Annotated in this window: 11 protein-coding genes; 2 read left to right on the forward strand and 9 right to left on the reverse strand. The window is 49.7% G+C overall.

What is annotated here, in order from left to right; all coding sequences use genetic code 11:
* The first annotated feature begins 79 nt into the window (after positions 1-79).
* Positions 80-1,840 carry a methyl-accepting chemotaxis protein gene (locus AAIH57_RS06910; RefSeq protein WP_430021053.1) on the forward strand — a complete coding sequence of 587 codons (1,761 nt, stop codon included), beginning with the start codon at positions 80-82 and terminating at the stop codon, positions 1,838-1,840.
* A gap of 278 nt (positions 1,841-2,118) precedes the next feature.
* Here the strand turns inward: AAIH57_RS06910 and AAIH57_RS06915 are convergent, their stop codons facing one another.
* From AAIH57_RS06915 to AAIH57_RS06935, 5 genes are read right to left on the reverse strand one after another with little or no spacing between them, the layout of a single operon-like run.
* Positions 2,119-2,841 (reverse strand): GntR family transcriptional regulator, encoded by a 723-nt coding sequence (locus AAIH57_RS06915; RefSeq protein ID WP_430021054.1) that lies wholly within the window; start codon positions 2,839-2,841, stop codon positions 2,119-2,121.
* 10 nt (positions 2,842-2,851) lie between these two features.
* Positions 2,852-3,865, reverse strand: a complete 1,014-nt coding sequence (locus tag AAIH57_RS06920) for a sugar kinase (protein ID WP_430021055.1) — start codon at positions 3,863-3,865, stop codon at positions 2,852-2,854.
* Positions 3,858-4,613 carry a 2-dehydro-3-deoxy-phosphogluconate aldolase gene (gene dagF, locus AAIH57_RS06925; RefSeq protein WP_430021056.1) on the reverse strand — a complete coding sequence of 252 codons (756 nt, stop codon included), beginning with the start codon at positions 4,611-4,613 and terminating at the stop codon, positions 3,858-3,860. The genes AAIH57_RS06920 and dagF overlap by 8 nt, the downstream gene beginning before the upstream one ends.
* Entirely contained in the window at positions 4,610-5,719 is a 1,110-nt protein-coding gene (locus AAIH57_RS06930) for a DgaE family pyridoxal phosphate-dependent ammonia lyase (protein ID WP_430021057.1), read from the reverse strand. The genes dagF and AAIH57_RS06930 overlap by 4 nt, the downstream gene beginning before the upstream one ends.
* On the reverse strand, positions 5,697-6,797 hold the full coding sequence (locus tag AAIH57_RS06935) for an amidohydrolase/deacetylase family metallohydrolase (RefSeq protein WP_430021058.1): 1,101 nt from the start codon (positions 6,795-6,797) through the stop codon (positions 5,697-5,699). The genes AAIH57_RS06930 and AAIH57_RS06935 overlap by 23 nt, the downstream gene beginning before the upstream one ends.
* Positions 6,798-7,027: 230 nt before the next feature.
* On the opposite strand from AAIH57_RS06935, the gene AAIH57_RS06940 reads away from it, so the two are divergent.
* Positions 7,028-9,352: a helix-turn-helix domain-containing protein gene (locus AAIH57_RS06940; RefSeq protein ID WP_430021059.1), complete on the forward strand. Its 2,325-nt coding sequence runs from the start codon at positions 7,028-7,030 to the stop codon at positions 9,350-9,352.
* 64 nt (positions 9,353-9,416) lie between these two features.
* Here AAIH57_RS06940 and AAIH57_RS06945 read toward each other — a convergent pair whose 3' ends face one another.
* The 4 genes from AAIH57_RS06945 to AAIH57_RS06960 are packed head-to-tail and all read right to left on the reverse strand — an operon-like array spanning position 9,417 to position 14,014.
* Positions 9,417-10,445: a glycosidase gene (locus AAIH57_RS06945; protein WP_175398794.1), complete on the reverse strand. Its 1,029-nt coding sequence runs from the start codon at positions 10,443-10,445 to the stop codon at positions 9,417-9,419.
* A 41-nt stretch (positions 10,446-10,486) separates the two neighbouring features.
* Positions 10,487-12,097, reverse strand: coding sequence for an extracellular solute-binding protein (locus AAIH57_RS06950; protein ID WP_430021060.1), 1,611 nt, complete (start codon positions 12,095-12,097; stop codon positions 10,487-10,489).
* Between the two features lie 38 nt (positions 12,098-12,135).
* A complete protein-coding gene (locus AAIH57_RS06955) occupies positions 12,136-13,047 on the reverse strand; it encodes a carbohydrate ABC transporter permease (protein ID WP_430021061.1) in 912 nt (303 codons plus the stop codon).
* Positions 13,048-13,063: 16 nt separating this feature from the next.
* Entirely contained in the window at positions 13,064-14,014 is a 951-nt protein-coding gene (locus AAIH57_RS06960) for an ABC transporter permease (protein WP_430021062.1), read from the reverse strand.
* Between the last annotated feature and the right edge of the window lie 441 nt (positions 14,015-14,455).

Genomic DNA, 14,455 nt, shown 5'->3' on the forward strand with positions numbered 1-14,455 from the left:
ATTATGTACAGACTTTTATTAAAATTTTAACTATTAAAATTAGGGGATCTGTAAATCAAGGTATTGAGGGGGAAATGCAGTGAAAACAAAGATGGCATCTATACTAAAAATGAGATCTTTAAGAACAAAGTTAGTCACTCTATGCTTGGCTATACTAATCGTGCCCACGATCGTGATCGGGTTCACTTCGTATACGGTATCGAAAAATGAAATGAATGAATCGGGCAAGGCAGCACTCGAAAATAGTGTGCGGATGGTCATTGGCATGATTAATCTCCTCAATGAACAAGTGGAGAATGGAGATTTAACATTGGAGCAAGCACAGGAAAAGCTCCGGGTCGAACTGCTCGGTGAAAAGAATGCCGATAATAAGCGCCCTGTAAAAAGTGAATATACTGTAGGGGAGACCGGATATCCATGGGCAGTTGATAAGGATGCCCATTCCGTGATGAATCCCTCAAATGAAGGTCAGGATCTGACAGATGTTGTAACGGAAGATGGCGTATATTTGGGAAAAGAGCTCGTTAGCGTTGGAACAGCTGGAGGAGGATTTGTCACCTACAAGTGGGCTCTACCCGATACAGGTGAAGTAGAAACGAAAGTTTCATATGTCGAAATGGATCCACATTGGGGATGGATCATCGGTTCAGGTGCGTATTTAAGTGAGTTCAACAGCGGTGCCACAAAAGTCCTTTATCTTGTTCTAATTGTTATGGCAGTTGCGGTTGTTCTCGGATCAATTATCGTCAGCATTGTTTCGGGGCGATTAACGAACCCTATCCTAAAGATTGCAAAGCGACTGAAATCAGTTGCGGAAGGTGATCTGACCGTTGAAGAAGTTAAAATGAAATCCAAAGATGAGATCGGTGAGCTGGCTAAGGATTTTAATGAAATGATTAAAAATATGAGATATCTCATTAGCCAAGTAGATCTCTCCACCAAGCAGGTCGCTTCATCCTCCAAAGAATTGACCCTTGGAGCAGAGCACACCAGTCAAGCAACTGAGAATATCACCATGTCGATTCAAGAATCCGCATCCGGTGCACAAGAGCAGCAAATGATGCTTCAAAGGACAACCAACTCACTCGAAGAGATATCGATTGGTATCCAGCGAATAGCGGAAAGCTCATCCACCATTGCCGATTCTTCTGTTGATGCGATGGAATTAGCGAACATCGGTGGTACTGCCGTAGAACACACGGCCAAACAAATGAACCTGATTAACCATTCGGTTAATGAAACGGATGTAGTCATGAGGATGCTGGATGAACGCAGCCAGCAGATCGGTACGATGTTACATGCCATTACGGATATCGCCCAGCAGACTAATCTTCTTGCTTTAAATGCTTCGATTGAGGCTGCCCGTGCAGGAGAAGAAGGCCGCGGTTTCTCCGTAGTTGCTGCTGAAGTGAGAAAACTTGCTGAACAATCGAATCAGTCGTCAGGGCAGATTTCCACGTTGATTCAAGATATGCGTTCGGATATAGAACAATCTCTTAAAACGTTGGAACGAGTTAAACAGGATGTCGACTCAGGTATACAGATTGCTAATGAGACGGAACTACAGTTTAACAAAATTGTGGGATCCACAAACTTTATCGCGCAGCAAACGGAAGAACTCGCCAGTGTTACACAGCAGATAACTGCAAGTGTTCAGGAAATAACAGCGGGCCAAGAGCAAGTTACGAATCTTGCGCTTCAAGCTGCAGACAACTCACAAAATATTGCTGCATCTTCGGAGGAACAACTGGCTTCAATGGAGCAAATTACGAGCCTTGCCACAACTTTGTCGGATATGTCGCAGAAATTAGAGAATCTGACAGAGAAATTCAAATACTAATGATGAGGTTTCACAACATGCCTTCTTATCTGAGAGTATAGCTCTCAGTGAGAAGGTTTTTTTTAGACTGCTTATGAGCGCTACAATGCCAGCTAATTTCACGCTATGAAAGGGTAATGAAAAAGCAGCAGAATGTATTGACCAGCTGATGAAGGAACTTTAATTGAAATGATTGCTCAGGCGCATCAAAAAATCCCGCTGCAAGCAGCGAGAGTCTGAAAATAACGGTATCCATCTTGGATTTCTTAATATATATCCATTCGTACCTAACATTGACTTCAGGTGTCGTAACTGACCAGATAATGTTGGAGCTCCGTGTTATAACAGCCGATACTGTGTTCAATCAGTCTGCCTTCTCCGTCGAAGGAATTACGCAAGCGCTTGAGCACATGTGTCCCCGGGAGGAGATCCAGCAGCTGGCACACCTCATGAGGTGCCGGCTCTACAAAGAAACGGTCCTTGAAGTTTTCCAGCACAATGTCGTTCTCCTCCAGTGAGTCATACAGCGACTGGATGTCTGCATCCATTTCTGCCGTGCCTCCGCCGGGCAGTGCAGCTGCAGCCAAGAAGTGGATCAGATGAATATAAGGCTGTCCGTTTAGAATGTAGAGCCGTTCAATCCGCTGGCAATACGGCCCGTAGCGGACATAGTCCTCTGTTCCGGTATCATTGGTGATTAACCGGGAATTTAGCAGTCTCTTTTCCAGCTTATGGCCCTCTTCTACGAGCAGCTCCGTAAACCGTTTGCCCTTGGAGAGCTTCTGATAGGAGGTATTGCGCATCACAATTGTTCCGACACCGCTTTTCTTCTGCACATAGCCTTCGTGGGACAGCTCCTGGACCGCGCCGCGGACCGTCATTTTACTGACGCCGAATTCTTTCTCCAGCTGCGGCTCGGAGGGGATGATGCTTCCAAGAGGATATACCCCATGCAGAATCCGGTCTTTGAGAATTTTTTGAATTTGTTGATATAAAGGACCTTGCTTGCGTTTCAGTGACACTCGCTGTTCACTACCTTTCAACATCTAAGGTATGGTCTGACAACGCCCGGAGCACCTCGCTCTCGGTAAAAAGCGCTGTATCGCCTTGAGTGGTATGGGCCAGCATCGCTGCCGCCGATGCCATATTAACCGTCTGCTGATGCGGGTATTGCTGCAATTCCCCATGGATAACAGCGCTCGCAAACACATCCCCGGCACCAATCCGGTCATACACAGGGAAGGTCAGCTTGCTGGAGAACACGAACGTACCTTGATGATATATATATCCTGTCAGGGAATGCGTATTGTCAGCGTTAATTTCACGGTGGGTTCCTGCTGTCATACCGATGCGGAAGCGTTCCGCAACTTCTGGAATTGCTTGCTTCAACTGCGTTATTCTATCATATTCTCCGGTTCCAATGCCAAGAATATACTGTGCATCCTTCTCATTCATCAGCACCAGGTCAGCCAGCTCCAATAGTTCCTCATAATGCGGGCGGGCCTTGGTATAGCCGTCCTCCCCCCATAACGCAGGACGATAATTGCAGTCAAAAACAACCCTGCCACCGGCACTTTTCACTTCCATAGCAAGCTGTTTCATCTGCTTGCGCACACCTTCATTCATTGCCAGCGTAATGCCGCACAAATGAAGAACGTCGACCTTGGAAGCAAGCGCTACCATATCATAATTGCTCGCCTCCGCGGTATTGAAGCTGCTGCCCAGCCGGTCTGTGTAGGTGACTCTGCCGGGGCGAGCTCCAAAGCCATTCTCCAGAAAGTACATCCCCAGCTGCTTGCCGCCTTGGCTAATTAGTGAAGTATCCACGCCAAGCTTGCGAAGATAAGCAAAAGCCGCTTCGCCCAGCGGAGTTTCCGGCAAGGTGGTAATAAGCGCACCATGATGGCCGTATCTGGCCAGTGCAGCAGTTACATTCACCCCGCTGCCGGAAAAAGAATACTCCAGCCTGTTGCTCTGCACCAGTGTTTCATAGCCCGGAACCTGCAGCCGCATCATAACTTCACCAAAAGCAGCAATCCTAGGCATACCGGTCCACCAGCAATTTCATTGTTTCAAGTAATCGATGGACATCCTGTACGTTCGTACTCCCGGTCTGCGGGTCAATAATGGAGGAATACACATGCGGGATAACCTGCGGCACGCCTGCCTGAAGTGCAATCTCCAGAATGGGTCCGAAGTTAACCAGGTCAATTCCGCCCGTAGGCTCCAGAGCAAACCCGGCTTCCCCGCAGGCCTTGGCGACCGCACGGTACTCTTCCTCCAGCTTCAGTCCCTGCATCGGATAATATTTGAGCGCATTGCCGCCCATATCACGAACCAGTGCAATGGCGGCATGAACCGGAACAATAGCCTGCGGAGTGGTTCCCGAACTGATGGGGCCCGTTGATATATTTACATAGCCCGGCTTCCCGCACGGAGAGACCAGGCTGTTAATCCAGCTGTCCTTAGCCCCCAGATTGGCGCGGGTCGCCCCCACTGCCGGGAATACCTGATTGATATGGCTTCCCGGATAACTTGCGGCAATCTCCGCCACAACTGCCGCCTGGCGGTTGTCTCCGGCCCCGAGTCCAATGGATACGGCATCTCGGATAGCCTGACCATATTCAGTCATGGCGGCTACCGCTTCTCCCACCGTATCATAATTTTTGGAGAGCACACCTACCAGTACATATCCTTCCGCAGCCTCGAACACATCCTTAGCGTTCCCGATACTGCCGGCCAGTACATTAAGTGCGGCCCGGTTCTTATACAGACGCTGATGAATATGACTCATGCTTGTTCGCCCCCCACGATTTCATGTATTCTGCTGACGATGACCTGAAGATCATCACCTTGTAGAGACCTCGGATCAATATCGAAATAACCCTGCTTGACGCCATAGTCACGGGTATATACCGCAATTACACCTTCACGCAGCTGGTCATTGACACTTCCTGCATCCATCCCTGCTACAGAGGAATCAATCTGGATACGCCCGCGGAAAATCGCTCTGCCTGCTTCATCCTGAACGATACGGACCGAAACACCAGGAAGCCCGGCCAGCGGCTGAAGAGCCTCCAGCGCCAGCTTCTCCCGCTCACTGTGATCGGCTTTGTCCTGATATTCATCCAGGGCCTGAAGCAGCCCGAAGGTGGTCTCTTTGCCGACCTTCATACTTCGGCCGATCCCGTACAGTTGTACCTTCAACCACTCAACGTATTTCTTTTTGCCAGCGACGATACCGGAGGTAGGACCTTCAATAGCTTTCGATCCGCTGTAAATCGCCAAATCCGAATAGTGGATATATTTGCGCAGATCCTCTTCCGCAGCCGCATCAACAATCAGTGGGATCCCTTGACGCTGCGCAACCTCCCAGGCCTCTTCCACAGAAATCATATTCTTCTGGACGGCGTGATGGGATTTCACATAGAGAATGGCTGCAGTGCGTTCACCGATGGCCTGTTCGATATGCTCTTTGCGACCTTCATTGGCGTATCCGACTTCCACTATCCGGCCACCGCCAAGGAATACCATGGTTTCGACAGGCGCTCCATACTGTACATTATGGCCTTTTAGCATAATAATTTCATTTTTTAATATCGGCTCCTGGTGCAGGCGAAGGCTGAGCCTCGGATCTCCGGCGGTCACAATGGCTGCCACCGACAGCGCTATGCCGCTCGATGCCGAGTTCACAACAACTGCCCCTTCGGAACCAAGCAGGCGTGCAATATATTCTCCGGATTTGTCTACAAGATCTGCAATTTCCACGTACTGCTGTCCGCCCTGCTTCATCGCCTCCATGACCGAATCCGTAGGTGCGGAAACACCAAGGATGCTCATTCTTCCACTGGCATTAATAACACGCTTCAATCCATATCTAGCCTGTAATGAGTGATCCATTAACAAAGACTCCTTTAGCCTCAATATAGTGTTGCGCAACCCGGACATCTCCTTCCGAGTCCTCAAGCTGCTTCTCGCCTGTTTCCAGGGCAAACAAAGTTAGGTTCGCCTCCTGTCCCACCCTAATCTGGCCGAGCTCCGGCTTGCCGAGCCACTCCGCTGCGCTGCTTGTCACTGCGCGGATCACCTCTTCCAGACTGTAGCCGAGAACCAAAAATTTCGTCAGCACATTCGACATACTGTACACCGGCCCGTTCAGACGGTTGCCCCGGTAAATATCCGTGCTGATTGTATTCAGCGCAATGCCTGCCGCCTTGGCCTGTTCTGCAATCCGGAAGGAGAAGCTCGCTGTTCCATGCCCCACATCCAGATGAACTCCCCGCGCAGCTGCATCCAGCAGTCCTTGCAGCGGTGTGCCGTCCGCATGGAACAGATTGTTGGGCTTGCCGTTAAGGTAATGGGTGATCACATCGCCAGGCTGTAACAGCTCCAGCACTTCGGAGACAAGGGGCGGAGCGGAACCGATGTGCACCATGAGCGGAAGCTTTGTTTCTTCCGACAATGTGCGTGCCAGCTTGAGCGGCTCTATGCCGCTGTCTTTGACGACACTTTGGCTTATGCGGGCTTTCAGACCAACGATGAAATCAGGATAAGCCGCTGCCGCCTCTAACGCCTTGGCCCGGTCAATCCATTCCAGTTGCGACAATTCATCTGTCCGTTCGAGCCCGATCCTTGAAATATTCAACAGAGCAAATACCTGTGTGTCAGCCTTCAGCCTCGAGATATACAAATCTCCGATCCGGTCTGCACCGCAGCTACCAGCATCCACCAGCGTTGTTACCCCCTGCTTCACACCAATTTCGTCGATCTCGTCGCCATAGGGATCAAGCTCCGGCACGGCATGCACATGCAGATCAATCCATCCGCTGGACACATATAACCCGGAACAGTCTAGGCCGTTCTCTCCTTCAGCCTGGCCTGGCGGTGTAATGGCAGTGATCATCCCATCCTGAATGGCGATATCTACAATCCGCCCGTCAACAAGCTGCAAATTGCGCAGCACATTCTCTGTGCCCACTCATCCCATCTCCTTTTTCAACCCCGGTATACAGGCGAAATTCAAAAAATGTTTAAAGACATGGAACCTGTACATCCTTATGTTTAAAAAATAAACCTGATGAGCTGCTCCATTCCAAAGATTATAATGTTATAATGTTTATACTAGCACAAGTGTAATCCAGAAGAGAACAGTGATTTATACTCCTAAGATTTTTAATCCGAATATGTTAACACTGGAGGGAATGCTTCATGGCAAATCCGGCACTCAAGCCATCCTTGCTCAACAGATTCAGACTCAGCTGGAATCATTTCAAATCAAGGCTTCTTCTAAAATATGCGTTTTCCTACATCCTCATCTTTCTTATCCCTCTGACCGGTGTAACCATTTTCGTTTACGAAAACGCTGTCAAAGGTCTTCGTGTAGAAATTGAACAATCCAATGTCAATCAGCTTAACCAGGTGAAGAACACCATAGATACCCGTATGAATGAGCTTCAGGAAATAGCGGGAAGAATCGCCTATGACAAACATCTGACTCCCTATATGGTACGCGATCCCTACTACAGCCTGGAGGCGATTCAGGCGCTGGCGAATTACAAAGCCAGCAGCAGCATTACAGAGGACTTGCTCCTCTATTTCCATAATGATTCCAACATTTATTCTTACCGCGGATCAGCTGATCTTCATGTCACCTTTGATACACTCTATCAGTTCGAGCGTTGGACCCCGGAAGAATTGCGGCGGGACTTGAATGAAACCCGGCAGCCCATGGTACGTCCCGCCGAAAATGTGACGGTAAATTCCCGTGTGGAGCCGATGCTCGTCATGCTTGTACCTGTTAAACCGAATGACCCGTATCCTTACGGGACCGTTATCTATTTAATGAAAGAATCCAATCTTACCGGGGTCATGGACTCGATCTTGAGTGACTTCTCGGGGAGCAGCTATATTTTCGGTCCCACTGGAGAGGTGTTGACCGCGAACAGCCATAACGTCAACCTTCCCCAGGACGAGCTCGAGAAGTTATCCGGACTTGAGCCTGGTATTCATAACCTGGAACTGGATGGGGAACAACACTCCGTCGTTTCTGTACAATCTGAAGAAAATGGCTGGACCTATGTGACCACGATGCCCAGCTTCCAGTTCTTCAGCCGTGTCGCCCATGTCCAGACTCTGATTCTGATCGTCTTCTGTATAACGGCCATTACCGGCATAGCTGCCGCACTGCTGCTGGCCAAACGGCAGTACCATCCGATCAGGGATCTGATGGAATTCGCCAAGATGAAAGGCAGCGGCAATGATACTCCCAAACTCCGCAATGAATGGGAATGGATCCGGCAGACTCTCCACGATTACAGTGCCAGAATTGATCTTCAGGAGCCCTTCGTCCGCAATCAGTGCATGCTCCTGCTGCTCAAGCACGGCAAGCCGGATGATCCCGAGATTGAGCAGATGATCTTCAGCACCGGCTTCAGGTATCCTCAGGGACAAGGCCTCTATTTCTCGGCGATCCTTTCCTGGGATGAACCTGTGCCGGGCAAATCCTGGCAGGAACGCCATCTGCTGCAGGAAATACTCAGCAATGTATGTCTGCCCGGTCTAGGTGCTCAGATCTTCGGTGTGGAATTCTCGGTCAAAGACCAGTTTGCCTTGATTATTTCACTTCCCGGTGATGCGAACATGCCCATCCAGAACCAGATGGAGCAGGTTATTGAAGCCATTCAAGCGGTAATCCGCGAGCAATCGCAGCTTTCTCTAAGTATCGGTGTCGGCATGGCCTACATGGACCTGTCACTCCTTAACCAATCCTTCATTGAAGCCGCTGCAGCTCTGGAGCACCGAATGAACCGGCGCAGCGGGCAGGTAACCTACTTCGAGCAGCTTGCAGAGCTGAACCCAGCCGCTGCCGAGAGCTTTTGGATTCCGCGTAAATCCATGCTGAAGCTGGAGCAGAGCCTGAAGCAGGGCAACGAATCGGTAGCCGTCCAGATGATTGCCGATACGATTGATACGATCCAAGACGAGCCGCTGCAGGTTCATCTGCTGCGATGCATCTGCTTCGATCTGCTGAACGCTTTTCTGCGCACCGCCTCCGAGCTTGGCATGGACGGAGTGTTCGCCAACATTCCGGAACTGACCTCCTTCGAAACGCTTGAAGAGCTCGAGAGCCGTCTGCTCACTTTGGCCGGTGACATCTGCGCGCAGGTCGAGCGGAATACGGAGACGAGCGAGTCTTCATTAATGGATGACATTCTGGCATACGTGGATGAGCAGTTTGCTGACTACACACTCAGCCTGGAACATGTGGCGCTTAAGTTTGCCATTTCAACCTCTTATTTAAGCCGGAGCTTCAAAGAGAAGACCGGCAGCAATTTCTCACAATATGTCTGGCAGCGGCGTGTGGATGAGGTCATCCGGCTGCTGGAGAACACGACCGCACCACTCAAAGAAATTATCGAGCAGGTCGGTTATTTGGATACGCCGAATTTCATCCGCAAGTTCAAAAAAGAAATCGGTCTGACACCGGGGCAGTACCGCAAGGAATATGCCTTAAAGGAGGCTGCTGCGAAATAGACCGTTTTAAGTTGGCGGAGCAGTGGAAACTGCTTTGACGTCCTTTTTGTAGGACGGTGTCATTTCAACTGTTTTGCTGCTGCGCTTCCTGAAGAATATGCTCTACCAGTTCATCCAGTGGAACAGTGGCGAGCGCTATCGCCGTATCCGTTACCCCGTAATAGATATAGAGCAGTCCGTCTTTGACCACGTTCCCGGTCGGGAAGATGACATTCGGAATCTGGAACCCAAATTTCTCATAGTACGTCTCCGGCTCCATTATGAAATGATGTGTCCGGGCAATGATTTTCTCAGGCTGTTCCAAATCCAGCAGCATGGCCCCCACACGGTAGACAATGTCTTCATCGACGCCGTGATAGAGCACCAGCCAGCCCTTATCTGTACGTATCGGAGGCGTAGAGCCTCCGATTTTTCGCGATTCCCAGGACAGGTTGCCGGCGGCAGCAAGCAGTTTGGGCTCTTCCCAGTTCACTAGATCCTCGGAGTAGGTAATCCACATAGCCGCCTTATCCGTTCCGTAGGCTTCTCCCACATATTCCTCGGGGCGGCGCAGCAGCACGAATTTGCCTCCTATTTTTTCGGGGAACAAAATGTTGTCCCGATCATTGATATCAAGAGGTGTCGTGTCCGCCACAAACTCCCAATCCAGCAGATTATCCGATTTCAGAATGGATGACCGGGTCAGCCAATGCCCCTCCTCTTCCCCCCACCCGTCCGGATATTCCGGAATCGAGCGCAGGGGGACGCCTGCCCCGGTAGGATAATAACTCATAGCACAGGGACGTAGGGCATAGTTCAGATAAAAGGTGCCATCGATTTTGACAATCCGCGGGTCCTGCACACTACCGTAAGGGAATCCCAGCATATCGGGCGTCACAATCGGCTCATCCTTCACGTGGGTAAAGTTCACGCCGTCATCACTTTCCAGCAGACCCAAGTAATTTTTGCATGGAGTCAGGGAACCTGCGGTGCGCTCAATCATATAAAATTTTCCGTTATCGATGATGACCGCCGGGTTGAAGACCGTAACCTTGCGCCATTCATAGCCGCCCGGGACGACAATCGGATTATTCGGATGTCTCGTGATTTGCATGTCTTTCCCTCCTGAGATTCATGTTCGTGGTGTAGTTTGAATTAGTTGGATTTCCAGCGGTCATAGGCAGCCTGGTTGATTTCAGCCACACGCTCTCCGCCCATTTTCTTGACGGTCGCCACATAATTGTCCCAGCCCGTAAGCGGCTCGGCACCAGTGATAAACTTCGCTTCCATCTGTTTCACATATGTGCTCAAATCAGAATTCAGGCTGCTGATTTCGGTCTGCTCTTCCACGGTGAAGAACAGAGTCGGGAACGGAATTCGTGCCCCTTTATCGAGCAGCTTCTGCTGGGTTTCCTGCTCTACCCAGAGGTCAAAGTCTGTCTTCAGTCCTTTATTGATATCATCCATGGATAAGGTTGGAGCAGGAATGCCGTAGTTAGGCGTCAGAGTTGCCCGGTAATCTTCCATTTCCTTGCCGTCCGGTACCGGTAAGTACTTCTTGACCCTGTTCTCTTTATCGGTGTATTCCCAGAGAATGCCTTCCGGCCCTTTATTGAAGAACATAGCGCCTTCATAGGAATAGAGATAATCCACCCAGCGCATGGAGGCTTCTGGCGCCGGATTGTTCTGCGTGATGGCAAAGGCGCCGGTTGTAATTCCTTTGTTCTTGGCAATCGCAGGAGCAGCAACCGTTTCACTGCGGACAGGCGCAAACATCGGATCTGCCGTCGAAGGCTCTCCGCCTTTGGTCATGTAGGCATTCCAGTCAGAGAAAAGGGCGACCTGATTATTCTGCGCTTTGGCCTTCTTTTGCTCTGCCGTCTGCGAGAAGCTCTCATGATCCAGCAGGTCTTCGGACCACAGGCGGTTCATATAGGTCAGATATTCCTTATAGCCTTCTTCAAGCGGTGTATAATGCACCTTGTCCTCATCGTCCACATAAATTTCCTCTTCATAGATACCGAAGGCGCCAAGCAGCCAGGTACGGATATCGCGAAGATTCGCAGCGGGTGTTGTCACCGAGGAAATCGGAATTTCATCCGCTATGCCATTGCCGTTCGGATCTTCCTCCTTCACACGCTTCAAGTAGGTATACAGCTCTTCTGTCGTTTCGGGGAGCTTCTCGATATTCAGCGCCTTCAGGAAGTCCCCGTTATACCACATCGGATTGCGGTACCAGTGCTGGCTGAATTCCACTACTGGCAAGGAATAGATATGCCCGTCCGGTGCAGTAATCGATTTGCGGACATCCGGATTCTCTTCCAGCAGCGCCTTGAAGTTCGGAGCGTATTCATCAATCAGATCCTCAAGAGGAATGAGGATACCCTGCTCTCCGTAATTCATCTGCTCTGCAGTCGTCAGACCGGCAGCATAGAGGATATCCGGGTAATCTCCGCTGGCGAGCACCAGATTCTTCTTGGTCTCGAAGCTGTCCTTCGGTGCATTTTTATATTCCAGCGTAATGCCAGTCTTCTCCTGCATCTGCTGGAGCACCGCCATGTTCTCCCAGTTCTGAATCCCTACATCGGGCGCCATAAGCGTCAGGGTAACGGATTCATTGACAATCGGAAAACCTTCTTTATTCACAGCAACCTCTCCGGTATTGTTATTCGCTGTACCTTCGTTTGAATTGCTGCAGCCTGCCAGCAGTGTAAGCACTAGAGCCGAAGACAGCAGAAGCTTCCATGGTTTGCGTGTGGTCTGCATAAATGATTCCTCCCTTGTTATCATTACATTCTAAACGTTTAGCCTTTAACAGAGCCAATCATGACTCCTTGGACAAAGTAACGCTGCAGGAACGGATAGACCGCCACGATGGGCAGTGTGGAGACAACAATGACTCCATATTTGATCAGTGATGCCGTTTCCGCCTTATTATTCATAGCGGTCGCCACCTCGCTGTTGATTGAAGCGCCCGTGGTTTCGGCCGACATTTCCTGAAGGACAAGGATCTGGCGCAGAACCATCTGCAGCGGATACTTGGCATCATCATTCAAATAGATTAGAGACGGGAAATAGCTGTTCCAGTGCCCAACTCCATAGAACAACGCCATAACCGCTATAATCGGTGCCGACAGCGGCAGAATAATGCGGATGAACAGCTTCAGATTTGTACAACCGTCAATATGCGCCGCTTCCTGAAGTTCCTTCGGAATGGTTGTCTGAAAAAAGGTGCGAGCCACGACGATATTCCAGACCGAAGCGGCCACCGGCAGAATCAATGCCCACATGCTGTTAATGAGTCCAAGGTTCTTGACTAGCAGATACGTCGGCACGAGTCCGCCGCTGAAGAACATCGTGAACAAAATGAGACCCATGAACAGCTGACGCCCGACAAAATCAGATCTGCTAAGCGCATACGAAGCCGGCAAAGTAACGGCGAGATTGACCAGAGTCCCTACCAGCGTGTAAATAATTGTGTTCCAGTAGCCATTCCATATCTTCGGATTCTCAAAAACAAGCTTATAGCCGTCCAGTGTTACATTCTTCGGGAACAGCCACATGGCTCCCGAATTGACGTCCTGCGGCGAACTGATTGAAGCGCTGAGAATATAGATCAGCGGATAGAGAACAACCAGCAGTGCAAGGACCAGATAAATATAGGTGCTGATTAGAAACAGCTTGTCCCCCTTGGATTCTTTCATCGCAGTAACCAAAGACTTCAACTCCTTTCTACCAGAGGCTGTTCTCACTGGTGCGTTTGGCGATCTGGTTGACAGTAACAAGCAGAATAACGTTGACTACCGAGTTGAACAATCCGACAGCCGTTGAGAAGCTATACTGGGCGTTCACCAGGCCAGCGCGGTATACATAGGTGGAAATTACATCGGAAGCCTCCATATTAAGCGAATTCTGCAGCAGCAAAATCTTTTCGAAGCCAACGCCCAGAATATTACCCATATTCAAGATCAGCATGATCGTAATGGTGGGCACTATCGTCGGCAGATTGATATGCAGCATCCGCTTAAACCGGCTTGCTCCATCCATAATAGCCGCTTCATGCAGCTGAGGATCTACGCCTGACAGAGCCGCGAGATAAATAATGGTTCCCCACCCGGTGCTCTGCCAGACGCCCGAGAAGACATACACCGTCTTGAACCAGGCCGGATCCGTCAGAAATTCCGCTGGTTGAAGGCCCAGGAACTCAATGAACCGAACAATCATTCCGCTGGAGGGTGATAAAAAGGTAATGATCATCCCTGCCATAACAACGACAGAAATGAAATGCGGCGCATAGGTTACCGTCTGGACCGATTTCTTGAACGGGCCGTTGCGGACCTCATTGAAGGCCAGCGCCAGAATGATCGGCAGCGGAAACCCGATGGCAAGTTCATAGAAGCTGATACTGAAAGTGTTCCAGAGCAAATCCCAGAAAAAATAGGAATTGAAGAATCGTTCAAAATGGTCAAAACCAACCCATTCGCTGCCTGCAATTCCTTTCGAAGGTACGAAATTCTTAAAAGCAATCTGAATGCCGTACATCGGACCGTAATGAAAAACGAGGAAATACAACATCACAGGAAGCATGAACAGATAGAGCTCCCAATTTTTCCAGATTCTTTTACCTAGGGATTTGTTCTTCAATGAAGGATTTACGGTTACTGCCGCATGACTCCCCTTCATTTTCCCACTCCTCTCTATGTTAGTTTTCGTTACACAGATTCATGCAGCCGCCTCACATTTTTGTTGATTCCTTACATGCTAGCGCTTACAACTCAAAGTGTAGTGAAACAAAGCTGACACAGTAAATATGTAGGTTGTGCATTGTCATGTTAAGTGAGTGCAAAACCGCGCTGCTGCGGTACTTTACGGCATGCCCTGCTGTGGGTGACTGCAGCTGGAGCATAGCTGCAATATGTTAATTATGAACCTCATTTCACCGTGCAAAAGTTACATATTGTGATCATCGGGCAGGTATGCAAACATTTGCTACGAATGCCAAGGCTAAAACATGGACTGATGATATTAGGAGGTTTCTGTCATGAACCGTACAACTGCTCACCTGATCTCCCACACCCCTCGGGACCGGGAATGGTACTGCTGTACATGCCAGTGGATATTCTG

Origin of the sequence: Paenibacillus sp. MABNR03, from assembly GCF_050455445.1 — a bacterium.
GTDB lineage: Bacteria > Bacillota > Bacilli > Paenibacillales > Paenibacillaceae > Paenibacillus > Paenibacillus xylanilyticus.